The organism is Xanthocytophaga flava (genome assembly GCF_030068545.1).
Taxonomy (GTDB): Bacteria; Bacteroidota; Bacteroidia; order Cytophagales; family 172606-1; genus Xanthocytophaga; species Xanthocytophaga flava.
Map to the genome: position 1 here is coordinate 45,310 of NZ_JASJOR010000022.1, position 25,436 is coordinate 70,745.

Sequence of the window (25,436 nt, forward strand, 5' to 3'; positions counted from 1 at the left end):
TTTTTGTCATTTTCCCTTACAGTTGGAAGATGAAGCAAAATGCCATATCTTGCCACAGCGCAATACAATAAAAAACAGTTTTAATCTAAAATACAGCCCGCAAATACAGGTTTACAAAGCTGAAATATTGATTCTGATAATGTCAAAGCCCTCTCTTTTCATAATACTTCTTGGCTTATGTCTGATTGCATGTACCAGCACCAAACAAAATAGTAGTGCCGACGAAAACAAAGCACTGCATGGAACATATCGTATTGCATTAATACCCAAAGGCACTACTCATTCGTACTGGCTGGCTGTACATGCAGGGGCGGAAAAAGCTGCCCAGGAACTAGGAGTGGAACTGATATGGCAGGGACCTCAAAAAGAAGATGACAAGCAGGGTCAAATTCAAACAGTACAACACTTTACATCGCAGTCAGTAAATGCTATTGTGTTAGCCCCCATTGATGTACATGCGTTGGCACCTTCAGTAGCCTCGGCCTCCAGACAACATATACCTGTTATTATCATTGACTCAGATTTAGACTCACAGGATTTTCATTCTTTTATTGCTACTAATAACAAACTGGCAGGCAAGCTTTGTGCAAAACGTCTATGTGAGCTGCTGGAGGGTAAAGGAAAAGTAGCCATGCTACGTTATCATGAAGGATCGGCCAGCGCCATGGCACGGGAAGATGGTTTTCTGGAAGGCCTAAAAGAATATGGACCGTCAATCGAACTGGTATCAAGCAATCATTATGCAGGTGTCACAATAGAAAAATCTGTCCATGCCTCTCTGAACTTATTAAACAGCTGTAGTCAGTTGGATGGTATATTTACGCCAACGGAACTCACAACTCAAGGTATGTTACAGGCTCTGGAGATGCGGGGAAAAGCAGGTCAGGTAAAATTTGTGGGTTTTGATTCCAATACCACGTTGCTGGACGCCCTGAAAAAGGACAAATTACATGGACTTGCTATACAGGACCCTTTCAAGATGGGATATGAAGGAGTAAAAACAGCTATTGCGATACTAAAAAATCAGCCTTTCGAAAAACATATCGATACTGGTATTATCATAGTGACTAAAGAAAATCTCAACGATCCTATGGTAACCGAACTACTCAATACCAATCTAAACAGATGGTTAAAAGAATAAGGTAACCATCTGTTTAGTAATTAGATACTATCTGTATTTAGGTGTATGTACATCCAGAAACTTCGAAGAAGCATTATTCCACCCCTCTATTGCTTTCTTGCGTCCATTATTTAACTGAGTAGTTACACTATTGAAATCATTAATGCCTTTGTTCATATCCTGAACCGCTTTATTATACTGAGCAACATCGTCTTTGGTTCTTTCTTTTTCACGTTTTGCTTCAAATGCCTTTCTGATTTTATCAAAATTTTCCTCTTTCAAATAGAAATCTGTCATTACCGGAATCTGTGTATTACATTCCTGAATATAGAATTGCAGTGCCTGCCGACATCCATTTTCCAATGTATTATCACCAAATAAGGCAGGAGTGGCTTTCAATTTTTCAATCCCTTCCTGGCTATATTTTAATAAAGTATTTTTACTCTGTTCGATAGCATTGATATCTTTCTTCTGAATTGCTTCACTCAAATACATTTCCTGCTTATAGCTTTTGAAGAAAATAAGATATACCACTCTATGATAATCTGTTATTTTTCCAGCTTTTGCAGCTTTCTCTGATAACTCATCTTTTGTATCAACCAGTTGAACATTATGGTCTTTGGCAAACAATTTCTCAGTTAGCTGAAGACGGTCATTGGCCTGTTCGATTTTTTCACTAGCAAGATCCTGAGCCAACAGATAAGCCTCCATAGCATCATATGATTGTTCTGCCACATCCTCCAGATTCACAATTTTGCCATAGTCTTCATTTAGGATGTGTGAGGTAATCAAATAATAGTTGGCTGTTGAATCGCGTAATGTCTTATCGCCTTCATAAGCAGGCATTGAACTTACCTTCTGACGGGCTTCTGCTACGGTTTTAATCAGTTCCTTTCGGCGATTTTCAATCTTCCGGGCACTTTTGCCATGGCCAACTGCACTTGTATAACTAAGAAAGTCTTTTGTAATCTCCCGATGTTGCTGACTTATATAAGTCATATAAGAACCTGCCTGTTTGGGATTGTAATCCTGTGCATGTACTGAAATTTGTGTAATACTGAAAAAAGAAATAAAACAGAAAATTGAGTGTAATGTATATTTCATAAAGTGTTTAATATGTTTTAAAATAAAAACATGTTTGACGGTGTAATTTCCCCTAAAGATAATTCTTTTTTCAGAATCAATTATTTAGGGAGTTGGGAGAAGATTTTACCAGAATGTAATGAATTTGTTCATTCTTCTTATTTACATATAGCTTTAACCTCAGCAACATACTCACTCACAACATTTTATCTACAGACATTACTTACCCATACAGGCCATATCTTATAATATTTTCTTTCAAATTCTCTTAATTTCTGGTAATGAGTTAGTTACTTACAATTTGCGAACTGAGGATGATTCATAAGGAAGTGTAATAACAATGCTATCTCCGACTTGCCATTGAGTAGGATTTTGTACTGTTGAAGCACCACTATCCTGAAAGATCCGATGGGTGCTATCAGATGCATGGATAGTAAGAATGCAGCCTCCTTCTACTGTTTCGACTTTAATAAGAATACCTGTTAATTCTATATGATGATATTTTTTGGGAGCATATAATAGATCTGCGGGCTTCCCCTGCTTTATTATTTTTCCCTGTTCTATTTTTATTACAACATCGGCCATCTTACGAATTTCTTCTATATCATGGCTTACCAGAATAGTTGTAAGAGAAAAATGTCTATGTAACCGAAGGGTTTCATCCTGTAAACGAGTTCTGGTTGCTTGATCCAGAGACGAAAAAGCTTCGTCCAAAAGAAGCAATGAAGGATTATGCGCCAGGGTACGACACAAAGCTACCCGCTGCTGTTGTCCGCCAGACAATGTGCCCGGCTTTCGGGAAGATAGTTGAGTCAGATCAGTCAGTTCCAGAAGTTCATCTACCCATCGTTTATCTCTATGATCAGCCAAGCCATATTCAATATTTTGTCGTACTGTCATATTGGGAAACAAGGCATATTCCTGAAACACCATCCCAACCCCTCTCTTTTGTGGACTTACATGAATGCCTTTTTTCTTATCAAACCAGATTTGTCCGTTTACCTCGATATGTCCATCATCAGGTTTTGTTAAGCCAGCCAGCATCCGAAGCAAGGTAGTTTTTCCAACACCCGAACTTCCATACAAAGCCACAACGGATCCGGTTTCAATCTGCATCTCTATCGTAAGCATTTGATCCCCTTCTGAGGTATGGATATATTTAGAGAGTTGGAGATCAATCATAGGTGATATGAATAAACGACAGTATTTTTTTTCTTTTAAAATAGTGTATGAGATTGAGTTCGTCTGGAGAGTCGATACAAAGCAATCAATAATACAAAGGAAAACAGTAATAAAGCCAACGCATACTGATTAGCTTGTTTGTATTTCAGATCTTCTACCAGATCATAAATTACAATCGAAGCAACACGCGTCTCACCGGGAATATTGCCTCCAATCATCAAAATCACGCCAAATTCTCCCATAGTATGTGCAAAGGCAAGTACAATACCACTTAGCAGAGAAGGTTTGATGTTTGGTAAAATCACTTTCCATAGAGTAGTCATCCGCGATTTGCCTAGAGTATAGGAAGCATCCAGTAGAATAGAGGGGAAATTTTCAAAACCTGCCTGTATAGGATGTACCATAAAAGGCAAACTATATATTGTTGAGCCTATCAGAATGCCCGAAAAGGTAAAATTAAGTGAAACATGCAGATACTTCTCCAACCAGTGTCCCAACATATTCTCAGGGCTGAATGTAACCAATAGATAGAACCCCAATACAGTAGGTGGCAATACCAGAGGTAAACTAATCAGGGCTTCTATAATGGGCTTGATCCGAAAACGAAAAAAGGCCAGACCATAAGCCAAAGGAATACTTACTATCACTAAAATAAAGGTTGTACAAAAAGCCAGCTGACATGTCAGCAACAACGTTTCAAGATACTCTTCCATAAATCCAATTGTACCTGTTAATATGCTACTTAGGAAGAGAAAAGCCAAACTTTTGTAATAGGGACTTAGCAGAGGGAGAGCTTATAAAAGTAGAAAATAGTTGTGTCCCTTTTTTCTTTTTACCACGCTTTAAAATTACATACGCTTGTTCCAGAGGAGTATGTGTAGTATCTGGAATAACATAATACTTTCCCTGATTCTGAAGTTCAGGACTCATCACCAATGATAAGGCAACAATCCCAATATCAGCAGCGCCAACAGATATGTATTGTGCAGTCTGTGAGATATTTTCACCCAATACCAGTTTAGACTTTATCTTATCATACAATTTGTAGTGAATGAGACTTTCCTTAGCCTTCTTCCCATAAGGAGCATGTTCCGGATTAGCAATCGCAATTTTGTTGATTGAAGGATCAAGTACTGTATTCATTCCTTTGGTCACTGGATTAAGTTTCTTGCTCCATAGCACAAGTTTTCCAATAGCATAGAGATTCACAGAGGAGGCAGTAAGCTTTTTTTCCTGTAATTGAAGGGGATACTCTTTATCAGCAGAGAAGAATATATCAAAGGGAGCCCCATTGGAAATCTGATGGAAGAACTTACCCGAAGAACCATAGATAACAGTCACTTTATAAGATGGATACGTTTTTTTAAAGACTGTCACCAGTGAATCCATTGCGAATCGCAGATCAGAAGCAGCCGCAATAGTAATTTCTTCTTCTTGGGGAGTAGAAGGCTTTACAGAAGATACCCCATTTCCAAATAATGAGAAAACGAGTAATCCAAGAATTGTATATTTCATTGTGTTGAAGTAGTTGCTTTCACAAAAATAAGGCATGAAAGGTACTATCCTACTAAAAAGGGGTTGCTCATTCAAACTCGTGATAGAGAAAGTATCTCATTTCATAAAGTATCATTCTGTCTTGCTGAAAATCTGACAAGAATCATCTTTTAGTGTACTAAATATTACATAACGCATAGTTCAGAGATCCTATTTTTGTATCGTACAGTATTCAGAATTTCATTAGAAACCAACTACTAACCATGAAAGTCGAACAAATTTATACAGGCTGCCTAGCAGAAGCTGCCTACTACATTGTTTCAGACGGAGAAGCTGCTGTCATAGATCCACTACGGGATATCCAACCTTTTATTGAACGGGCAAACCAGGATAATGTCATAATCAAATATGTTTTTGAAACACACTTTCATGCAGATTTTGTATCAGGGCATCTGGATCTGGCTGAAAAAACCGGAGCAGAGATTGTGTTTGGACCATCCGCACAACCTGCCTATCCAGCCCTTATTGCCAAAGATGGCCAAGAGTTTCGAATAGGAAAAATCAGTATTCGGGCCATTCATACACCTGGACACACCATGGAATCTACGTGTTATCTTTTATTGGATGAACAAGGGAAAGAAGTAGCTATATTTACCGGAGACACTCTTTTTATTGGAGATGTAGGACGTCCGGATCTGGCGCAGCATGTAATCAGCGGACTAACAGAAGAAAAACTTGCCGGACATCTATATGATTCTCTGCATACCAAAATACTTCCTTTATCTGATACCATTATTATTTATCCAGGTCATGGAGCAGGCAGTGCCTGTGGTAAGAAAATGAGCAACGAAAGGACTGATACTCTCGGTAATCAGAAAAAACACAACTATGCACTAAATCCCAACCTTACCAAAAAACAATTTATTCAGCAAGTTCTGGATGGATTAATGCCTCCTCCTGGTTATTTTCCATATAATGTATTACTCAATATAAAAGGATATGAAAAGCTGGATAAGGTTATTGAACGAGGTAATAAGGCACTTTCTCATGGTACATTTGAAGCTATAGCAAACACAACAGACGCCATTATACTGGATGTCAGACCCGCACAGATTTTTGCCAAAGGATTCATTCCTGATTCGATCAATATAGGTCTGGACGGGCAGTTTGCGTCCTGGGTAGGAACACTGATAACCGATTTGAAACAACCGATTTTACTGGTCACAGAATCAGGAAAAGAACAGGAAACGATTACTCGTCTGGCACGTGTAGGGTATGATAACTGTATAGGTTATCTGGAGGGTGGTTTTGAAACCTGGAAAGTAGCTCAGATGGAAACGGATCAGATAGAATCCATTTCAGCAGAACAATTCTCGGAACTACTTATTGAAAAATCCAAGCTAGCAGTTTTGGATGTGCGAAGAAAGAGCGAATACGATTCTGAGCACATTGTAGGTGCTGAAAATCTACCTTTAGACTTTCTTAATCAATACATGTCACAAATTAAGCCTGAACAAACATATTATGTGCATTGTGCAGGTGGCTATCGATCTATGACAGCTATTTCTATATTAAAAGCTCGTGGCTTTCAAAATTTGGTAGATGTAAAAGGTGGGTTTTCTGCCATTAAGTCTGTTAATAAAGTTCCTTTAACAGAGTATGTCTGCCCTACAACTCTTCTATAAAAGAATGGCTAAATCCTTCCTGTAAAAACCTCTCTTTTGCAGGAAGGATCAAAAAAGAAGAATAAGCATCCTTCCAATCCCTCCTGTTATCCTCATTACAATCTATTTCAGTCTTATCTGAAATCTCTGCTCATTCTTCGTAAGGGCATGCTTTTTTTGAGAGTTAAACAAATGTCTTTTTTTATACTCTCTTTATATCCTGTTTTGTTTATTGACAGTTGTTTTCAGATAATTTCCCTGAATAATATTCAGGATGGTGCATAGTTTCAAACAAAACAGTCTTATAAATTATGCTATACTATTTAATTGACGATGACGAAACCTCCCGACTAATATTTGAAAAACAACTCGAAAAAACAGTCGGTAAAAATCAGCTTCTTTCTATTCCTGTTGAATACACCCATCCACTATACACATCAGATACAGAAAGTAACAAACAAGCTGAGCTCTTTCCAACAGATACACAATCAAAGGCAAAAGTAAAGCTACAAAGTTTTTCTTCTGCTGTTTCTGCTCTTACTCTTATTCGCAAGCACTTCCTTTTGGGTAATTATACTTCTTTACCAGACTGGATATTTCTTGATATTATTATGCCTGGTATTGATGGATGGCAATTTCTGGATAAACTAATGGAATTATTCAGAACTGTTCCCAGTGCCAAAGACACAGGTATCAAAGTAGGCGTTTGCCTGCTTACAGCCTATGTAAATCAATATGATCTTCAGCGTGCACAGCAATATCCACTTGTTAAAGATTGCTTATTAAAACCTCTTACAGCTATAGATTTAAAGCTGGTTACCCAGATTTAACATGTACCTGTTAGCGGAGGCACCATCTTTTACATTCTATATAAAGATATTTGGACTGTTGCGATGTTTATACAGGTCTCTGAATATCTATTGGAATACGGGTAACTAAATGAAAGGAGGCTTTATGCAAATGACTTACTCACAACCAGCAAACCTTCAATGGTTGCTCAATAAAGTGCAGAAGGACTCAGAATTAAAGAATATGTTTGTCTATCATCTCCAATTGGCGATACACTATCAGAATGGATGTGATGAACAAATTGACAATCTCCAGAATCAGGACCTTCAGGAAAGCTTCACTTTGATGAGGCATCTATATGAGGCCAGTCACGAATTATTACATTTTTATATAACACAGAATCTGTCCTACAGGTCCTTTGCCAATGATATCATGCAGATCGTTGACAGCCCTGCGGCAGAACTTGAAAGCGTTCTTCTGCAACTAGACATCCATAGACAAGTAGATGATCAGGTAAGAGATACTAAAGGACTACTAAATCATGAAGGATCAGCACCTCCTATGAACGACCAGGACAGGATTATTGTAAGATCCTGAGAAATTCTACAGCAAAAATATGGCTAAACAGCATAAAAATTGTGCACTCCACACTTTGAAAAATAAGTGTGGAAGTATAGCTACATATACAATACTCATGTCTGTCCCATAGGCATTCTTTTTTATCTATAGGTAATACACCCTATAAAATTAACTAGCGATGAGAAGAGATGGAAAAACAACCAGCCTATGGCAAGATCAGATGCCTGATTATAAGTCTGAAAATCAAGTTCTGAAATCTGATAAAATTTATGATGTTTTGGTCGTTGGAGGAGGAATCACAGGTATAACGACAGCTCTTCTATTACAAAAATCTGGTAAGAACTGTATAGTTGCAGAAGCCCACTCCATTGGGTTTGGGACTACAGGAGGAACAACAGCCCATCTGAACACTATGCTTGATACAGATTATCACACCTTAATTAATGATTTTGGAGAGAAAAGTGCTCAAATGGTAGCTGGTATTACTCTAGAAGCTATTAACACGATCAAGCGACTAGCCTCTGACTATCAGGCAAATTGTGCATTTAAAGAAGTACCGGGTTATCTGTTTGCCCAAAATGAAGAGCAGGCAAAGTATTTAGACAAAATAGTTGAAGCTTCTCGTAAGGTTGGGATTTCTATCGAGTATACAGATCAGATTCCACTACCTGTTACATACCCAAAAGCAGTAGTGTTTGACAAACAAGCGCAGTTTCATCCCACCCGATATGTATTTGCCTTAGCACAAGCGTTTGAGAAAATGGGAGGAACTTTATTGCAACATTGTCAGGTTACCAACATCGATGAAGGTGATAGTATTCAGGTAACTACTTCACAGGGCATTATTCAGGCAAGGAAACTCGTATATGCTACCCATATACCACCGGGTGTAAATTTGCTTCATTTTCGTTGTGCACCCTATCGAAGTTATGTACTGGCCGTAACATTACACAACGAAGAGCAGTATCCTGATGGCTTGGTATATGACATGGAAGACCCTTATCATTATTACCGTACACAGGAAATAAATGGCCAACGTTATTTGATTGTAGGAGGCGAAGATCATAAAACTGCTCATATGGAAAATACGGAGATTTGTTTCCGCAACCTGGAAAGCCATATAAGACAGCATTTTGCAGTAGATCAGATTGCATTCCGATGGTCATCACAATATTTTGAAACTACGGATGGACTTCCGTATATAGGTCACTTACCAGGTGCTTCCGACAATGTGTATGTTGCCACTGGCTATAGTGGTAATGGAATGACCTTTGGTACAGTAGCGGCCATTGTACTTACTGATCTGCTAACTACAGGTCAAAGCTCTTATAAGGATCTGTTTGCTCCTGGTCGGGTGAAACCTGTAGCTGGATTTACTTCTTTTGTAAAAGAACAAGTAGACGTAATTAAAGAATTTGCAAGTAAATGGTTTTCTCAAAGCGATCTGAAAGAACTGGCCGAACTGGCACATGATGAAGCCAGAGTGGTAGAATACGAAGGAACTTCCATTGCTATGTATAAAGATGAACGCGGACAAATACATGCTGTAAATCCAACATGTCCTCACGCTAAATGTGCTGTAGCCTGGAATAGTGCTGAAAAAAGCTGGGATTGCCCATGTCATGGCTCTCGTTTTTCCTGTGATGGCGAACTCCTGACAGGACCAGCACGTAGCAATCTTGAAAAAATCAATATAGATGAACTGGAAGAGGCCGACGGAGAATAGATACAAGAGGGTACAAGTATCAGCTTGTACCCTCTTGTTCTTTAGATACATTTATCTCACTATTTGCCATTGAAGTTAGACTATTTACTCTCACTTCTTCTAGTTACTCCCTCATAACCAGACTACTTATAACGACCAATTGTAGGTAAAAACGACCTGCCTGTCGAAAATAAAGTATAAAAAGCCTAAATCAATTGCAAGAGTCTAATAAATCTTTGTACTTTATAAATAAGAACTCATCCTATCAGGATGTCTCTATCCTAAACACAATAAACTATTTTATCCTTTAGATTTACTTTACCCGTAATAAAGTCTTTGAAAACCATATACTGTCAATAGTATAGTTATTCACCTCTCTCCCATTGTGTATGAAACAGCCACTACTCACAAGACGTAATTTCCTGGAAACGGCAACAACAGCCTTAACAGGAGCAGTTCTTTTGCCACAATCTGTTTTTAGTGCTCCTGCGATTTTGAAAAATCTGGGTAAACCCAATTCAAAATTCAATGGAGTTCAGATAGGTGTCATCACATACTCATTCAGAAGTTTACCCAGCAATGCCGAACAAATTCTCCAATACTGTATTGAGTGTAATATCAGCGCCATTGAATTGATGGGCAACGTAGCTGAAGCGTTTGCAGGAGCACCCCATGCTTCTACAGAGCCGATGCAGCCTTTCAGAGGAACTCCAGGTCAACGACCAGAACTAACACCTGAGCAAAAAGCGGAACAGGCAGCCAAGGCCAAAGACATAGCAGACTGGCGGGCAAAAGTTGCTATGGACAAGTTTGAACAGCTTCGTAGCCTATATAAAGCTGCAGGAGTAAGCATATATGCATATAAGCCTAATGCATTTGGAGTTAACAATACAGATAGCGAAATCGACTATGGCCTGCGAGCAGCAAAAGCATTGGGCGCCACCCACGTTACTCTGGAAATGCCAACAGATTCAGCTCAAACCCAGCGCCTGGCAAATATAGCAGCGAAACATAAAGTCCTGGTTGCTTACCATGGACACCTTCAGCAAACTCCTACCTTATGGGATGTAGCCTTGGGACAATCTAAATACAATGCCCTAAACTGCGATCTGGGACATTACACCGCAGCAGGACACAATGCATTGGAGCTACTCGAGGCTAAACATGATCGAATTGCAAGCGCCCATTTGAAAGATAGACAAAATCCTGCTCATGGAAAAGAAAATCTCCCCTGGGGCACAGGAGACACACCCCTTAAAGATATATTACAACTTATGCGGAAAAACAAGTACACATTTCCGGGAACTGTTGAACTGGAATACCAGATACCTGAAGGTTCTACAGCAGTAAAGGAAGTTGCCAAGTGTGTAGAATATTGCCGCCAAGCACTTGAAAAAAACGGATAGGAATGTATTTTCTAAAACAAAAAAAGACGCTGGTGTAATTGATTACATCAGCGTCTTTTTTTGTTTTATTATGTCAGAACAAGAAGTATAAACGACTTCTTGTTGGCATCTTACATATAAATTGTAAAATAACATACAGCTAATAGTATCAGGATCACTCTGCAATAGAAGACCCAACCAACTGTTTTATTTTTTAAAAAAGAATAAGACAACAAAGTCACCAGGTTGATATAAGTAGTTTTCATGGTATGGATAAAGATAAAATTTGTAAAACGTAAATAAATACTTACACACTATTCATATTGCTAATCTGACCTGCCAAAGTTCTGTAACTCCGTAACAGTCTTTCGTAATACTATACTTATATCCGTTTCGATTAGAAAAAGTAAGCGATTTCCGAAAAAAATATTACATAAATCTGACATATATTTTTGCAGGCAGACGATAATCTGTCTGTAGTCTTTAGTTATATTCAGGTCCAATTATTTTTAGCCTTGCTTTTATTCTTGTATTTCTACATTTGACATATCTTTCCTAAAAAGTACATGGGTAATAAAGCCAGAATTCCAGACTCCGAAAATCCACGTGTAGTAATCGTTGGTGGCGGATTTGCAGGTATAGAGCTAGCAAAATCGCTGAATGGAGTAAATGTACAGGTAGTGTTGATTGATAAAACCAATCACCATACCTTTCAGCCTCTTTTGTATCAGGTATCTACAGCCGGACTGGAAGCTGAATCTATTGTTTACCCCTTCCGAAAGATCTTTGATGAACAGCCCAATTTCTTTTTTCGTCTGGCTCAGGTGATTTCTGTTGATACACAGACTCAAGTTGTAGAAACCTCTATTGGCTTTCTGAGATACGACTATCTGGTGATTGCCACAGGAGCTACTACTAACTTTTATGGGAACAAAGAGATTGAAAAGAATTCCATTCCTATAAAAAATATCGTTGATGCCCTTTCACTACGAAATACGATTCTCTCTAACTTTGAAAAAGCGTTGCAAATTGAAGATGATGAACAGTTAAACAGTCTGATTGATTTTGTAATCGTTGGTGGAGGCCCTACCGGAGTGGAGTTGGCAGGAGCACTAAGCGAACTGCGTAAACATGTATTTCCGAATGATTACAAAGAACTGGACTTTCTGAAAATGGACATCCATATCATCCAGAGTGGTCCACGTATATTAAATGGTATGTCAGAGGAAGCATCACTGAAAGCACTGCAATTTTTAGAGAAGCTGAATGTAAAGGTGTGGCTCAACAAACGGGTAGAATCGTATGATGGATACACTGTAGTGCTCGATTCTGGTGAGAAACTGATTACTCGCACGCTTATCTGGGCAGCAGGTGTATCCGGAGCCCCTATTGAAGGACTGGATAAAAAATGTATTCTCAAAGGATCACGTATACAGGTAGACGAATACAGCAAAGTTGTTGGGTATAACAATATTTTTGCCATTGGAGATATTGCAGCAATGGTTACACCTGACAATCCTCAGGGACATCCCATGATGGCCCAACCTGCTATCCAACAAGGCAGACTATTAGGTGAAAATCTAACCTGTATCCTCACCGGCAAACCTTTAAAGCCCTTTCACTATAAAGACCAGGGATCTATGGCTACTATTGGGCGTCACCGGGCTGTTGCAGATCTGAAAATCAGTAAAAAGGAATATAAAATGCAGGGTTGGTTTGCCTGGTTTATCTGGATGTTTGTCCATCTGATATCAATCATTGGCTTTCGGAACCGCCTGTTTGTATTTCTTAACTGGATATGGAGTTATATAAGTTATGATAAAGGTATACGTCTCATCATTGGCAATCCCAAATCCAATAAGCCTGTAGAAGAAGAAGTTCCCAAAGCACTTAACTAGCTAATGGAGAGGTGACATTATTAACTTAGTGCGTTCTACAATAGACTACCAGCCTGAGAGAGCTAACATAAGGCTTTGCAAATCCTGGTTAATGGAACGTACAGAGGACTGCAATTGATTTAACATATTGGCTCTGGTATGGAGATCATCTTGCTGATACTCTCCACCAGGGCCAAAATATAAGGTTACTTCCCGGCTGTTCATCCCATTCAATGCATACGCCTGCCATCGCTTCCGGATATTTTGAATGACAGATAGTTGAGCAGTGTTGCTAAATGATTTCTCATTTAACATATACCATACAAAAGGAGAATAGATAGAAGAGTTATGGTTATGGTTTTCGTTCCAGATATCTGTAAGCAGATTGCGTTTATGTTCTACAAACAAGGTTTTATGCGATGAAAATGCAGCCATCCCTCCCAATACAGCACTTATAAGTCCACCTCCAATGCCTACTACTTTGTTTGTTTGTTCATTATCAACCAAAGCAGTCGCGCCTGTAGTGACAGCTCCAGTAACAATAGATAATATGGTTAGCTTTCTGATTCGTTTTTCATCTTTCTGATCCAGGTAAGTTGCCAGCTGATCGGCATGTTCTCCGGCACAATCCAGTTCGGCAGCCAGACTTGCAATCTCTGTAGAGGCCAGATGCAAACGACTTTGTATTTTGCTTTGTATAATAATTTGTTCTAATCGGGTATCTGTTGTAACATTTTTCTTTGCTCTTATCCACTGTTGCAGCATGGGTATAATTCCAACTGCATTGGCTACCAGAAGATCGTGTCGGGAAAATCGCCGGACCAGACTTGTATCTTCATTCAGGATTGATTCGATATTGGCTTTAGGCAAGTACAGTGTATCATATGTATAACTAAGAGCAGGTGCACAATAATCTGCCGAACGAACTCCCGACCTGTTTTGAGAAAAAGAGACAGAACTGATAGCCACAACACTCAGGCTCAGATATACAATCTTACAAATCAGACGTTCTCTCATATTATGCATACTATTCAGAGTATAAATAAGTCTTTTCATCATTTGCTTTTATACACCTCCAGGTTTCATGTTGCTAATGCATAAAAGACGAAGAAAGATTCGTTATAATAATAAGAGAAAAGCACCTCGAATGTAAGCACAAACACCTATTTAAAATGAATCAGGGTTTACAGGAAAATACTCCCTTGCAAACCCTGAAAATAAAATGGTACAATGCCAACTCTACTCAATCAGTTCATATGTTTTGTATTCAGCCTTCCAGATAGCAATCACATCACTGAGTCCTACCCACATTTCTCCATGGTCCGGATTATCACTTACCAGCAATAAACGCCCTTCTTCATATTTACGAACCCGCTTTACAATCAGCATGCCTGTTCGCAAGGATAGTACATGAACTCCCTGGGCATACTGCCAGTTACCATCTTCTACCCAGGTACACAAAATGCGACACCCCGGCTTGATGGCAGGATACATGGAATAGTTGATTACCTTAAAAACGACAGTCTTTCCATCATACCGTACACCTGGCTCTTTTACGACACTCTCCTGCTCCAGATTGGAAAGTTCTTTCCAGTCATAGACAAAACTACCATCTACATTTTCCAGAAAGGTTGCACTCACAGACAAAGGAATGATAGGAATTCGGAGACGTTTTATCTGTCTGTCATTCAAACGATCTATTTCTGCAATATTGACTTCTCGAGTATGAGTCTCTGCTCCTTCGGGTTCTATTCCTTCTTCAATAAAATCTACAGTGGTATGATACAAACTTGCCAGTGCATCCAGAATATGGCGTTTGATCTTAATAGAAGAATCAGATTCATACGCATCAATACGACCGTGGGATAGCCCTATTTTTTCAGATACTTCCCGCAAAGTAAGGCCAGATTGTCGACGAAGTTTTGATAAACGAATAGCGCGGTTTTGAGACATAGAAAACAAGTATGTAAACGATAATGAAAATAACCCAGACCTTTTGAAATGAAATAGCCTCAGTATAAGCCCTGACGAATCAATACAAAAACAATACAATCAATTACTACTCCATATCCATTACACTAAAAAAAGCTATAAACAAGTCATTAAATGATAAAAAAAGAATACTAACAAACAGCCATGCACTCTTTCATGTCAGCAAAAATAACAAACAACAATACTTTTCAATAAAAAAATATCAAAAACAGATATTCATATCGTCCATCTTATTGATCATCAATTCTTTTTTTATATAAACCCGATTCATTAAATTTAAATAAGAGGATGTAACAAGCTTTAAAGGAGGTTTCCCGGTTTGCGTATAGTTCACGGCAAACTATTTTTTAGTGGAGGTAAGGCAGTCGGCTTGATTAATAAAGAGATTGCGTTTTATTCATGGCAATTTTTATTTTGACCAGAATTCCGATCAATTTTTTGTTTGCGCATAACTCACCGCAAAAACAAAATCTGATCGGAATTCACCGCAAACAACCAACTGCCTTGAATTCCGATCACTCTGATCAATGCGGTGAATTATATGCAAAGCAAGTTTCGTCCTAGATAAAACGCAAGAACAAGACTTGCTATAACTATTGTAGAGAGACACGAAAAAAGGTCTGAGAATATATATCAGACCTGGTAAGCCTTTATCTGAAATTCAGGTTGAATCATTTTTGAATAACATGCACCATGCTACTGCTTGATAATACGGGATGAAGCTTTTCGCCCGTTGTGTGTTGTATAAGTGAGACAGTATTGACCTGAAGGCAGCTGAGATGTATTCACATAACATTTGTTACCTTGTGCCGTATAGGGGAGCTTATAGGAAGTACCTAACAGCGTATATGCCACTACTGAACGAATTGTTGTTGCATCTTCCACCTCAATAACTAAATAATTGCCAGTAGGATTAGGGTACAATAATCCGAAGGTACTTGTATTTTTCTCTGTAGCAGTAGGTCCAGGAGATATGTAGGCTATCTTATACGCCAGATCTTTTCGGAATGAAGGCAAAAGGACAGTAAGAGAATCTGTTGTTGCTGTAATCTGGCTCTGGCCTACCAAATCACCTGTTACTGGATTCATAAATGAAACATCATAGATTCCTCTCTCCATCTTTCCAATCTTTAGGGAAGCACTACTGATTACGGTAATAGTTGTAGAGTCAGCCCACTCACCATAGGATGTATTGTTCACATACCCATAGGCCTTTTTAGTACCTGTAAACCCAAATGCCTCCAACGGACGAATAGCCACATTGCTAAACTGAATCTGACCAAACTGTATCCAATCCTGACCAGAATTAAATAGCCGAATCACATGTTGTCCGGCAGGGAGAGAGCCTATCGTAAATACTCCTTTAGCTGTAACATTCCAGGTTGTTTTCAGCGTATTATCGACATAGACCTCTATTGTCTTGTTTCCGGAACCGGATAGGTCGTTGACCTGCAAGGTAACAGAGCCTGTACCTTGAAAGGTAACTGTAAATTGAAGGTCCCGGTTACGATTCTGCCAGGAGCCGTGAATATAATTTGTCAAAGTGGTTGTGCTGGAGGCATTACCTGAGGCATCAATAGTGCTGGTAAATGGGTCTGGACTGTTTGTTCCTGACCAGTCTGACACTCCGGGAGCCACATTGACTGTACCTACTATGGCCGGATTATTGGCAAACGGAATTGTACGTGATACCCCATCCGTCTCATGTACAATATCTATCTCATTCATAAACTGGCTAAAGGGCTTATACATACTGTATAATCCTTTGGCTTCGATATAGGTATCCCAAAACCAAAACATAGCAGGTGCTCCACTCATCATACTTGTCCACATGGTTTTGCGTACATGATCTCCCCAGTTATCCGGGTGTGAGCCATTCTGCGGATATTCAGTTCCACTGCCAAACTCTCCATTCATCATGGATTTGGTATAGGGAATAAATGTTTGTATCTGGTTATACACAACCTTATCAATACTACCTGAATAGGTATGCCACTGAAGCTGATCCATGGCAACATTGTCATTCAACAAAGGAAGAGTAGAATTATCTTTCCCACTACTGGTATTGACAATATGTTGGTTTACGTCAACGGATTTAAGATACTGACTCATTTCGTCATGCCAGCTATCGATTGCGGTATTTGTGCCGTCTGAATATTCTACCTCATTAAACAACTCCCAGCTCATAATAGCAGGCGAATATCCCCATCTCGCCACAATGTAACGATACATTTTCTGTGTTTGCTTTTTGGCGTCTGCGTTGGTAAAAAAATCACCTGCATTGGCAAGAAAACCGCCATTGGTTGTATTGTATGGGTTATCATCCCACTCTGGATTGACCTTGGTTGAGTACTGTCCATGATGTTGTAATACCAGCTGCATATACACGCCATTAGCCTCACACAATGCTACTGTTGAGTCGAGTATACCTGCAGCAGACTGGCTATACTTTCCCAATCCATTGTACCACCCCGACCAATGATCAGTCTTCCATTCAAGTGCTTGCCGGGCAAAGTCTGTAAGCCAGTATCGCATCCAGTTCACCCCATTAGGACTCATACGCTGTGCAATCCAGGTGTGATAAAAATCTACCAGATTTCCGTTGTTCCAACACAGGTTGTATCCAATAGGATAATAGGGTGTCTGATTATCAAAACGCATAAACTGTTTATTACCAGCATCAATCCGAACAAAACCTTTTGCACTACCTGCTGTCACAGTAAAAGATATAGGATCAGACACAGTCGTTGTGCCATCCACAATCTTTATCCTGATTTGATAACTGCCTGCCAGCACAGGTGTATAACGAAGCTTCCAGGACGCTCCTGCAGCACTTTCGGTAGCTGAGTTAGCAGTGAATATGGCAGGAATGTAATAAAAGCAGGGTACCACTACAGTTTTATTTCCGGGTGTTGTTATTTCAGCATCTACTTTTACAATATCCGGATCATAGGGATTGCTATATATTTGACTAATCTGAAAGGTTAGTTCTGCCTTCTCATACTGCTGAAATGATGTTTTGTTAAGAACAGGAGCTTGAATAATGCCTGCAACACCTGTGTATATATGAAACATACACATACTTACTATGATAAAGAGTCTCTTCATGAGAGGTTAATTTAATGGAGGAGTCTGTGTAAACCTGATTTTGTAAGTGGAGTCCAATTGCAATACTGGAAACAATCGTTGGGATTAGCTTTTCTAACTATCAATCTATTTCTGGAAATAATAGTACCACAAATTGGAGTAGTAAAAAAGATAAGTACAGCTTTGTGTTATACAATGATAAGATTGTACAGTCTTCCATAGTATGTAACTTCACACAATAGTTCAGGCTAATGTCTGAATAAACTTCTCCAGTGTTTCCTCCTCTTCTACCTGTAATTTTTTTCTAAGCCGATGCCGGGCTTTCTTTACACTCTCAGGAGCAATTCCAAGAATAGTTGCAGACTCTTTTAGGGATAAATTAAGTTTGATTAAAGCAGAAAGTCTAAGCTCTGCCTGAGTGATATCAGAATAGTGATAATGTAAAGTAGCAAAAAAGAGAGGATATACACTTTCAAAGTCTGTTCTGAACTGCTGCCAGGATTCCTCTGTAAGGATTCGGGATTGTAAGATAACCTTTATCTTTTCAACAATTTCAGTATCAACAGAGCCCTCACTTTCAGACCGATTATTTTTTAATTCTTCCAGTTCATACTGTATAGTTTCAATGATCTGATTTTTTTCAAGTATTGTCTGTGTGTATATTTCCAGCTTTTGCCGTTGTGTTTCCCTTAATGTTATATTCTGTACAATAATTTGCTGATGCTTCTCTTTAAGTTCCTTATTCTGTCTGGCAATCTCTGCAGTTCGTTCTACAACCACTTTTTCCAAGGTCATATTCTGTTCAGCAAGTAAACGTGCATTTTCCTCCCTAACTTCCTTAAGTCGCTCAGCCGTTATGAGCCGTTTATGAGTATGAAAAGCAGTAAAGAGCAATGTAGGCACACACAAAAGAAGCAGGAGGAACTGCACCAGATAGATCCTTTTCTCAGCCTCATCATATCGGCGTTGTGAATTGAGATTGATAGTATCCTCGTAGCCATGAATGGTTCGCATAAACCTTTCATATTGAAGCCATAAATGATATCCCTTATCCAGATTGGCCAAACGTTCAAATTCACGATAGTTTTTCTGATCAAACAACACTTTCATGTCCATACATAAATGAACATAGGCATTAATAGAATCTTTCAATTGGTAAAATTCTGTAAGTGGATAATTTTGCTTCCGCAAAGGCTGTTCAATTGTCAGGTAGATAGAATCTTTGTCTTCATTGGCAAAGTAGAGAGGGGGTAAATACCTGGTATCTTTAAACAAAGCATATCCCCGCAAAGCAAGGTCAGCATTATGTATGATATAAATTGCCTGAGATACCGCTACCTTTATCTCTTCTGCTTGTTTTTGCAACTGTCTATTCTCCTGCATAATTCTGTTGTTGCGATATGTAAATACTATATTTAACAGAAGTAGAATAATAATGATAACAACTCCCAGAAAGAGAGCCTGTTTGCGGATAAACTGTTTTGCGGCTGTCATTGTATACTTCAATTATCTGTCAGATATACCATCCAATACAGTAGACGAACTGTATATACAACTGCTTATACTCATTTAACAACAGACAAGCCGCACTATAAAAGTTATCCCAAGACGTAATCTTGTTTATAGAGAGCTAGTCTGTATCTCCTAGTAGAAAAGTAACTAAAATTAAACATAAAGGCGGGAAGCACAATAGGCAATGTTACAATCAGTTGTCTGGGTAAATCTGATAAGAAATGTGTTTTATGGGTTAATAGTGGATAGTATTCCGGAAGAGGTTATAGGAGACTTTATAGTAGATTTTTGAAAACCTGACACTATGCTATCATAACTAGCAGAATCATCAGGGAGTAAAACAATATAGATTAGTTATCATGGGGCTTGTACTCATAGTATACTTTTAACTGTTGTTCTTTTAGCAATAGCGCATGCAATAATTCCGATTCTCTCACACTCAAATCTTTTACCAGATCAGCTAAAAGCTCATTCTGCATAGTTAAGACCAAAAGCTTATCTGTATTTTCATTGTTAAGTTTACGGGCAGCCTGAAGATCACCCATCAATTCCTTCTGCAGATATTTTAGATGCTCTATTTCTTTTTGAATAATTTCTGCTTTTATATTCATCTCAGCAGCATTATGTAGTGCCATGACTTGTTTCATAGAAGATTTAACCTGCTGAAAAAGAGTTCTTCTTCCAGCAAGTAAGGTAGCTACCAACTCACCGGTTTTTTCTATGAATACAGTTTGAGAAGTACTAAAGCTGTCAAACCCTCGCAATTCCAGGACAGCCTCTGTCTGATTAGCCTGCCTGAAAGGAACTATCAGAAGGAAACAAGCTTTTAAAGAATTCGTTTCTGTCACTTTCTCTTTCAAGCCGTTTACGCACAAAGGCTTATTTAATAAGGCTTCGTATAAAGGATCATAAAAAGTGAATAAATCAGCATCCGGATTAGTTGAAGTCTCAGTATAATCCATCTCCTGTAGTCTGGATAGAATGCTGGTAAGGTTCAATTCTATATTCTTGCCGGAGTGGTAGGCCTGCCCAATAAGTGAAGTATGGATAATACATTTATTGTCTACCCATGTACTGTCTACAGATACCATCTCATCAAAAAAAGCTAAGGCTTTTAGTTCAAGAGTAGAAATTTCCTGAATTGCAAGCGAATCGGTTGGAGATGCAGGAACAAAAATAGTACAACGGTAAGCAGATATATAGGGCAGTAAAAACTCAAGTGTTTCATAACAAACCTTTTCCAGGCTATATATGTCTTTATTTAACTGGAGAGACAAATCCAGTAAAGCTTTTGTTTGTTGTTCTCCCTGTGGTAATACAATCTGTTGAGAAGAACTTTCTATAAAAACGTGATCATCCACCCCAAACACAGAATCAGATATAGCTAACTGCTCATCCATACCTTCATACTTTTTCTTATTCACCAGCCATTTGGTAAGCAATGAAGGATATAAGAACTTTCCTTCCAGCATTATAGCGCATAACAGGAAGATCAGCAGACTAATAAGAGATAAAGAAACAAATAATAAAACAGTAGACAAGAATAAAGGAACCATTCAATCAGTCAGGTTGTAAGTGATCACACAGGAAGACAGAATTTTTCAGGACTCCAAAGAATCCATGAGCTTCCAAACCAATTGCCTTGTTATAGGCTTTTGCAAAAACTTACGAACACGGGAAAAGCTATATAGTCGTTTTATATCCATCATAGTAAATGAACTACTCAGTACATACAGATAACAACTCTCCTTGAGGAAAGAAGGATAATTTTCCAGAAAGCGAAGAAAGTCGAAACCTTTCTGATACGACATGTCCATATCCAGAAATACACTCTGAGGATATTCTTCTGAAGATACAACTCCAAGATATTCAATAACAGTGGGAATGGAATTGTATACGATTACATTTTTGGCAAATCCGGATTTGGTTAAGACTATTTTGGTGATCTGAGAATCCACTACATCATCATCAATAACAAGTGCATTTGAGAAGGATGTATATAGTTTCGTATTTAATGAGTTCATAGATAAACTACTTACTTCAAAAGAGTTATGCACAAAGTATTTCATTTTCAATCAGGTGTCTTCCAATCAAGAGATATGGATTTAGTAAACATATCATTTACTATCTGCTGTATGAAAAAAACGCTGTGACAAAAAGGTGGACAAGGGTTGAATAAACCTCTGTATAAGGATTTTAACTTTATAAAAAATAGAACATAAGCTTACTAATTAGGAGTTTGCTCAATACTGTGATTTGTATTCATCTCATTCTGAGGAATAGAGAAATACTCATGACGTTGCATAGTAAAAAACTCTTTTTCCACTTTCTTTCTTTACATTATCAACTGACTTGGCTGCTACTGGCTGTTTACACGTGTAAAAACAAAAATTCCCCGGCGGAAACCACCGAGGAATTTTAGTAACAAACCACTTACAACCTAAATTTTATTTTTATATCTATGATCAGACCTGGTGTCTGAGGATATGTCTGCTTGACTTACAATACAAAGGTACTACAATCATATAACTTGTAAAGTCACAATTCACTGACTTTCATACATATAACATTTTCTACAGCGAAAATGTCCCATTTGTTACAAAATGTTTCCATTATAGGGCTTTTATATCACTGACTACCCACACTTAGCTAACTAACTGATTATCCGACAAATATAAAACGTCATAATTTTCACTCTGTGCCTGCAAATTATGTAGCTCTATTCATTTCCATACATTATACCTACTGATTGTCAACCATTTACTATCCTTCAGCTACTATATCTATCTCTCTCATTAATCTTCCGGTAGCGAAATCACTTTCCAGAACATGTAGTCCGGCGAAACACTGAAGATAGTCTTGCTCTTCAATTCAGATAGAAAGAAAAATTTATGAAGTCTGAACTCATACAATTTAAACCAACACTATTCTTATCTATCTAACCAGGAAATGGTATTACTATAAACATATCCTTCGCAATTTATCCCATACACAATGATGAAAAAGTATCTAGTTATCTCTTCTCTTGTACTATTGACTCTGCTATCGGTTGGACAAGTGTCTGCTCAATCAAAACTTACAGAAGAACAAAAGCAGGAATTGAAGGCTCGCTATGAAGCTTACAAAGAAAAGCTCAACTTATCCGAGGATCAATTTGTAAAAGTAGAAAGCATTAACAGGACCTATTTTGAACAGCTTGCCACATTACGTAATTCCGATGATTCCAAGCTCTCAAAATATCGTAAATACAAGGATATAAAGTCTACAAGAGATAGACAGATGAAAGCTGTACTTGATAAAGAACAGTATAAGACCTATGAAGCATTTCAGAAAGAGATGAAAGAAGAATTCAAAGAAAATAGACGTAAACAATAATACTTTCAATCAGTAGTATACTAATCAACACAACAACAACTATGAAAGCAAAAACACTACTCACCTATGTGAGTATACTACTTCTATTTTCCTGTTGTACGGATGCAGTCAATCCAATTGATAGTCCGTATAACTTCTCAACAGTGGATGCATTTATTAAAAATAATGTCTCTGTCTATAAAGACAATGTAGTAGTGTTGGTATCACAAAATGGTCAGCTTATATATAAGAAAGAGATTAATCTGACTATGAATGATAAACGAGTAATTGCATCAGCCTCAAAGTGGCTTTCTGGCGCGCTAATACTAACCTTGGTTGACGAAGGCAAATTATCCCTGAATGATACGGTAGGTAAATTTTTACCGCTGTTTACTCAATACCATAAGGGTAGCATTACCATACGGCAATTGTTTTCTCATACATCTGGTTTTCCAGGTGACTCACCAGAGAAATATGAATATCGTAATGATCTGACATTGGTACAGGCAGTAGATTCGCTGGCAATACATACAGCACTGACACATCCTCCCGGCACAACATTTAATTATGGAAGTGCCAGTATGCATATTGCAGGACGCATAGCAGAAATTGTAACAGGAAAGGCATGGCAAACAATCTTTAATGAAAAAATTGCCATACCCTGTTCGATGCAGGCTCAATATATCCTGGCAAGCCCCAAGAATCCACTGATAGCAGGTGGTGTGCGTACCTCAGCTCGTGACTATCTCAACTTTTTAGAGATGATTGTAAATAAAGGTGTATTCAGAAATAAACGCGTCTTGAGTGAAAGCGCCATTGCAGAGATGCAAAAAGATCAGACAAATGGAGCTGTTATCGAAAACACTCCCTATCCGACAAATCCTACTTCTGGTCAACCTTCTGCTTCAGTGAGATATGGTATCGGCAACTGGCTGGATATAGTTGATGTCTCAGGTACAATTCAGGAAACCAGTAGTCCGGGATTATTTGGCACACATCCCTGGCAAGATCCCAAACATAAACTGGCAGGTATCATTTTTACCCGAACAGAACATAAAATCAGCAATGCAGCAAGTATACAGTTACGTGCTATGATTCGGGATATAGTAGCTCAATCTACAGAATAAAATATACCACAAAAGCCGGATTTAGTACCATAGCTTTGTAATGGGATGTACTACCTTTGTTACATCATCTGACAGAGAAATACTTCAACTCAGATGATGTAACTTCATAAAGTAGACTATAATTTATTCTGAATTTTATGTCACACTCACAATTGTCTGCCATTCTTCATGAAAAGTGTCCTCGCTGTCGTGAAGGCAATATTTTCGTATATTCACCTAAAGATATATCTCGTTTCTCTGCTACACATGAAAACTGTCCGGTATGTAACTTGCGCTATGAAAAAGAGCCAGGTACATTCTGGGGAGCTATGTTTGTCAGCTATGGACTTAGCATTGCACTGATTATCACTTTGTTCTGGGCAATACTGCTGTTTGTCAACGAACCTCCATTATGGTTGTTTTTTGCCGTAATTATCCCAACGTTAATTATGGCGACCCCATTTTCTTTTCGCTTTTCAAGAGTGTTGTGGCTTCACTTCTTTTCAGGATTTCACTATGAGCCTCAAACATCCGAACATTCGGCGTCTGCCTTGTCCAAATAGACTCAATACTGTCATTGTATAGATACAAAAAAGAAAAGCTCTCAGTCGGGAGCTTTTCTTTTGGATAGTATATAATCTATAAAGATATATCTAGTCTAAAAATTACGCTAATTGAACATTAACTGCATTAAGGCCTTTTTTGCCTTTTTCTACTTCAAAAGTAACCTGATCGTTTTCTTTAATTTTGTCAATTAAGCCTGAAACGTGGACGAAGATATCTTCATTCGAACTATCTGATTTAATGAAGCCGAATCCTTTCGTTTCATTAAAGAATTTTACTGTACCTGATTGCATTTACTACGTGTGTTTTTTTAAGTTATGCCACAAAGATATAAGTAATATGTAAAGAGAAAAATTTTTAATCAATAAATATTTAATAATCAGGCAACTACATTAAAAAAGATCAATCTCAACGTGCACTTTTTCTCTACACAATGTTCCCACACCATCTTAGTTCCACAAAATTAAATATGGGTTTCAGCACATTTAGAAGAGGTCTATCTGCCTTTCATTACACTTTGATTTTAAATACGGATTTGGTACAGATATAGAAAAAATTAAACTGATCAAAATCTTAGGTCTGCTTCATTTCTGCTGCTTTCACTTTTTTATAAGCCCACTAACGACAGTCTAATCCAGCCTTCGCCTATTGCTTTATTTTTCTGTTTAGAGCCTCTGCAATTTGCTGTGTCAGTTCAGGAGAGAACCCATGTGACTCGAATGCCACTCCTATCTCACCAACACGATCTTCCAGCAATATTTCAAACGAGCCATTTTCTCTGGCAATCATGGGATGTAAGGGTGTAGTTACTTCCAGCAGTGTATCTTCTGCATGTTTCTTTACCTTGTCTACAATTATTTTTTTAGCATCCAGCAAAATCTGTTTACCAGTCTGCTCACTAGAATAATTCTTTCCGTTATATTTTACATTTATCTTGATCATA

The 25,436-nt window shown here is 38.2% G+C and carries 22 protein-coding genes; 10 read left to right on the plus strand and 12 right to left on the minus strand.

What is annotated here, in order from left to right:
• The first annotated feature begins 139 nt into the window (after positions 1-139).
• On the plus strand, positions 140-1,141 hold the full coding sequence (locus QNI15_RS26815; protein ID WP_314034675.1) for an ABC transporter substrate-binding protein: 1,002 nt from the start codon (positions 140-142) through the stop codon (positions 1,139-1,141).
• Positions 1,142-1,168: 27 nt separating this feature from the next.
• Here QNI15_RS26815 and QNI15_RS26820 read toward each other — a convergent pair whose 3' ends face one another.
• The 4 genes from QNI15_RS26820 to modA all read right to left on the minus strand — a co-directional run bounded on the left by QNI15_RS26820 (position 1,169) and on the right by modA (position 4,900).
• Positions 1,169-2,224: an LIC11966 family surface protein gene (locus tag QNI15_RS26820; RefSeq protein WP_314001654.1), complete on the minus strand. Its 1,056-nt coding sequence runs from the start codon at positions 2,222-2,224 to the stop codon at positions 1,169-1,171.
• 273 nt (positions 2,225-2,497) lie between these two features.
• Positions 2,498-3,385, minus strand: a complete 888-nt coding sequence (locus QNI15_RS26825; protein WP_314034677.1) for an ABC transporter ATP-binding protein — start codon at positions 3,383-3,385, stop codon at positions 2,498-2,500.
• 35 nt (positions 3,386-3,420) lie between these two features.
• Positions 3,421-4,098 carry a molybdate ABC transporter permease subunit gene (gene modB, locus QNI15_RS26830; protein ID WP_314034679.1) on the minus strand — a complete coding sequence of 226 codons (678 nt, stop codon included), beginning with the start codon at positions 4,096-4,098 and terminating at the stop codon, positions 3,421-3,423.
• Positions 4,099-4,123: 25 nt separating this feature from the next.
• A complete protein-coding gene (gene modA, locus QNI15_RS26835) occupies positions 4,124-4,900 on the minus strand; it encodes a molybdate ABC transporter substrate-binding protein (RefSeq protein WP_314001648.1) in 777 nt (258 codons plus the stop codon).
• A 242-nt stretch (positions 4,901-5,142) separates the two neighbouring features.
• On the opposite strand from modA, the gene QNI15_RS26840 reads away from it, so the two are divergent.
• The 6 genes from QNI15_RS26840 (at position 5,143) to QNI15_RS26865 (ending at position 12,899) form a co-directional block, all read left to right on the plus strand.
• Positions 5,143-6,564: an MBL fold metallo-hydrolase gene (locus QNI15_RS26840; RefSeq protein ID WP_314034681.1), complete on the plus strand. Its 1,422-nt coding sequence runs from the start codon at positions 5,143-5,145 to the stop codon at positions 6,562-6,564.
• 290 nt (positions 6,565-6,854) lie between these two features.
• On the plus strand, positions 6,855-7,373 hold the full coding sequence (locus QNI15_RS26845) for a response regulator (RefSeq protein WP_314034683.1): 519 nt from the start codon (positions 6,855-6,857) through the stop codon (positions 7,371-7,373).
• A 130-nt stretch (positions 7,374-7,503) separates the two neighbouring features.
• Complete coding sequence (locus QNI15_RS26850; RefSeq protein WP_314034685.1) at positions 7,504-7,929, plus strand: hypothetical protein; 426 nt, start codon at positions 7,504-7,506, stop codon at positions 7,927-7,929.
• Between the two features lie 160 nt (positions 7,930-8,089).
• On the plus strand, positions 8,090-9,637 hold the full coding sequence (locus QNI15_RS26855; protein WP_314034687.1) for an FAD-dependent oxidoreductase: 1,548 nt from the start codon (positions 8,090-8,092) through the stop codon (positions 9,635-9,637).
• A gap of 368 nt (positions 9,638-10,005) precedes the next feature.
• Positions 10,006-11,022 (plus strand): sugar phosphate isomerase/epimerase family protein, encoded by a 1,017-nt coding sequence (locus QNI15_RS26860; protein ID WP_314001637.1) that lies wholly within the window; start codon positions 10,006-10,008, stop codon positions 11,020-11,022.
• A 545-nt stretch (positions 11,023-11,567) separates the two neighbouring features.
• Positions 11,568-12,899: an NAD(P)/FAD-dependent oxidoreductase gene (locus QNI15_RS26865; protein ID WP_314001635.1), complete on the plus strand. Its 1,332-nt coding sequence runs from the start codon at positions 11,568-11,570 to the stop codon at positions 12,897-12,899.
• A gap of 45 nt (positions 12,900-12,944) precedes the next feature.
• On the opposite strand, the gene QNI15_RS26870 is transcribed toward QNI15_RS26865, so the two are convergent.
• From QNI15_RS26870 to QNI15_RS26895, 6 genes are all read right to left on the minus strand, one after another.
• Positions 12,945-13,904 carry a hypothetical protein gene (locus QNI15_RS26870; RefSeq protein ID WP_314034689.1) on the minus strand — a complete coding sequence of 320 codons (960 nt, stop codon included), beginning with the start codon at positions 13,902-13,904 and terminating at the stop codon, positions 12,945-12,947.
• A 213-nt stretch (positions 13,905-14,117) separates the two neighbouring features.
• Positions 14,118-14,831 carry an XRE family transcriptional regulator gene (locus QNI15_RS26875; RefSeq protein ID WP_313987327.1) on the minus strand — a complete coding sequence of 238 codons (714 nt, stop codon included), beginning with the start codon at positions 14,829-14,831 and terminating at the stop codon, positions 14,118-14,120.
• A gap of 735 nt (positions 14,832-15,566) precedes the next feature.
• Positions 15,567-17,945, minus strand: coding sequence for a DUF5060 domain-containing protein (locus QNI15_RS26880; RefSeq protein WP_314034691.1), 2,379 nt, complete (start codon positions 17,943-17,945; stop codon positions 15,567-15,569).
• Positions 17,946-18,200: 255 nt separating this feature from the next.
• Positions 18,201-19,451: a helix-turn-helix transcriptional regulator gene (locus tag QNI15_RS26885; RefSeq protein ID WP_314034692.1), complete on the minus strand. Its 1,251-nt coding sequence runs from the start codon at positions 19,449-19,451 to the stop codon at positions 18,201-18,203.
• A gap of 368 nt (positions 19,452-19,819) precedes the next feature.
• On the minus strand, positions 19,820-21,025 hold the full coding sequence (locus QNI15_RS26890) for a hypothetical protein (protein ID WP_314034693.1): 1,206 nt from the start codon (positions 21,023-21,025) through the stop codon (positions 19,820-19,822).
• Positions 21,026-21,070: 45 nt separating this feature from the next.
• Positions 21,071-21,538, minus strand: coding sequence for a response regulator (locus QNI15_RS26895; RefSeq protein ID WP_314034694.1), 468 nt, complete (start codon positions 21,536-21,538; stop codon positions 21,071-21,073).
• 925 nt (positions 21,539-22,463) lie between these two features.
• Here QNI15_RS26895 and QNI15_RS26900 point away from each other — a divergent pair.
• From QNI15_RS26900 to QNI15_RS26910, 3 genes are all read left to right on the plus strand, one after another.
• On the plus strand, positions 22,464-22,844 hold the full coding sequence (locus tag QNI15_RS26900; RefSeq protein WP_314034696.1) for a hypothetical protein: 381 nt from the start codon (positions 22,464-22,466) through the stop codon (positions 22,842-22,844).
• A 41-nt stretch (positions 22,845-22,885) separates the two neighbouring features.
• Complete coding sequence (locus QNI15_RS26905) at positions 22,886-23,950, plus strand: serine hydrolase domain-containing protein (RefSeq protein ID WP_314034698.1); 1,065 nt, start codon at positions 22,886-22,888, stop codon at positions 23,948-23,950.
• A 137-nt stretch (positions 23,951-24,087) separates the two neighbouring features.
• Positions 24,088-24,492 (plus strand): DUF983 domain-containing protein, encoded by a 405-nt coding sequence (locus QNI15_RS26910; protein ID WP_314001616.1) that lies wholly within the window; start codon positions 24,088-24,090, stop codon positions 24,490-24,492.
• 102 nt (positions 24,493-24,594) lie between these two features.
• Here QNI15_RS26910 and QNI15_RS26915 read toward each other — a convergent pair whose 3' ends face one another.
• The gene (locus QNI15_RS26915) at positions 24,595-24,786 is read right to left on the minus strand and encodes a cold-shock protein (RefSeq protein ID WP_314001614.1); all 192 of its coding nucleotides are present in this window, start codon (positions 24,784-24,786) and stop codon (positions 24,595-24,597) included.
• A 352-nt stretch (positions 24,787-25,138) separates the two neighbouring features.
• Entirely contained in the window at positions 25,139-25,435 is a 297-nt protein-coding gene (locus QNI15_RS26920) for a hypothetical protein (RefSeq protein WP_314001612.1), read from the minus strand.
• Position 25,436 lies beyond the last annotated feature (1 nt).

Bases quoted from the DNA above. Each gene is read 5' to 3' on its own strand.
- QNI15_RS26885 (WP_314034692.1), bottom strand. From the start codon at position 19,451: ATGACAGCCGCAAAACAGTTTATCCGCAAACAGGCTCTCTTTCTGGGA.
- QNI15_RS26820 (WP_314001654.1), bottom strand. From the start codon at position 2,224: ATGAAATATACATTACACTCAATTTTCTGTTTTATTTCTTTTTTCAGT.
- QNI15_RS26890 (WP_314034693.1), bottom strand. From the start codon at position 21,025: ATGGTTCCTTTATTCTTGTCTACTGTTTTATTATTTGTTTCTTTATCT.
- QNI15_RS26905 (WP_314034698.1), top strand. From the start codon at position 22,886: ATGAAAGCAAAAACACTACTCACCTATGTGAGTATACTACTTCTATTT.
- QNI15_RS26845 (WP_314034683.1), top strand. From the start codon at position 6,855: ATGCTATACTATTTAATTGACGATGACGAAACCTCCCGACTAATATTT.
- QNI15_RS26855 (WP_314034687.1), top strand. From the start codon at position 8,090: ATGAGAAGAGATGGAAAAACAACCAGCCTATGGCAAGATCAGATGCCT.
- QNI15_RS26850 (WP_314034685.1), top strand. From the start codon at position 7,504: ATGACTTACTCACAACCAGCAAACCTTCAATGGTTGCTCAATAAAGTG.
- QNI15_RS26825 (WP_314034677.1), bottom strand. From the start codon at position 3,385: ATGATTGATCTCCAACTCTCTAAATATATCCATACCTCAGAAGGGGAT.
- QNI15_RS26880 (WP_314034691.1), bottom strand. From the start codon at position 17,945: ATGTTTCATATATACACAGGTGTTGCAGGCATTATTCAAGCTCCTGTT.
- QNI15_RS26910 (WP_314001616.1), top strand. From the start codon at position 24,088: ATGTCACACTCACAATTGTCTGCCATTCTTCATGAAAAGTGTCCTCGC.
- modB (WP_314034679.1), bottom strand. From the start codon at position 4,098: ATGGAAGAGTATCTTGAAACGTTGTTGCTGACATGTCAGCTGGCTTTT.
- QNI15_RS26865 (WP_314001635.1), top strand. From the start codon at position 11,568: ATGGGTAATAAAGCCAGAATTCCAGACTCCGAAAATCCACGTGTAGTA.
- QNI15_RS26870 (WP_314034689.1), bottom strand. From the start codon at position 13,904: ATGCATAATATGAGAGAACGTCTGATTTGTAAGATTGTATATCTGAGC.
- QNI15_RS26895 (WP_314034694.1), bottom strand. From the start codon at position 21,538: ATGAAATACTTTGTGCATAACTCTTTTGAAGTAAGTAGTTTATCTATG.
- QNI15_RS26900 (WP_314034696.1), top strand. From the start codon at position 22,464: ATGATGAAAAAGTATCTAGTTATCTCTTCTCTTGTACTATTGACTCTG.
- QNI15_RS26860 (WP_314001637.1), top strand. From the start codon at position 10,006: ATGAAACAGCCACTACTCACAAGACGTAATTTCCTGGAAACGGCAACA.
- QNI15_RS26815 (WP_314034675.1), top strand. From the start codon at position 140: ATGTCAAAGCCCTCTCTTTTCATAATACTTCTTGGCTTATGTCTGATT.
- modA (WP_314001648.1), bottom strand. From the start codon at position 4,900: ATGAAATATACAATTCTTGGATTACTCGTTTTCTCATTATTTGGAAAT.
- QNI15_RS26875 (WP_313987327.1), bottom strand. From the start codon at position 14,831: ATGTCTCAAAACCGCGCTATTCGTTTATCAAAACTTCGTCGACAATCT.
- QNI15_RS26915 (WP_314001614.1), bottom strand. From the start codon at position 24,786: ATGCAATCAGGTACAGTAAAATTCTTTAATGAAACGAAAGGATTCGGC.
- QNI15_RS26920 (WP_314001612.1), bottom strand. From the start codon at position 25,435: ATGATCAAGATAAATGTAAAATATAACGGAAAGAATTATTCTAGTGAG.
- QNI15_RS26840 (WP_314034681.1), top strand. From the start codon at position 5,143: ATGAAAGTCGAACAAATTTATACAGGCTGCCTAGCAGAAGCTGCCTAC.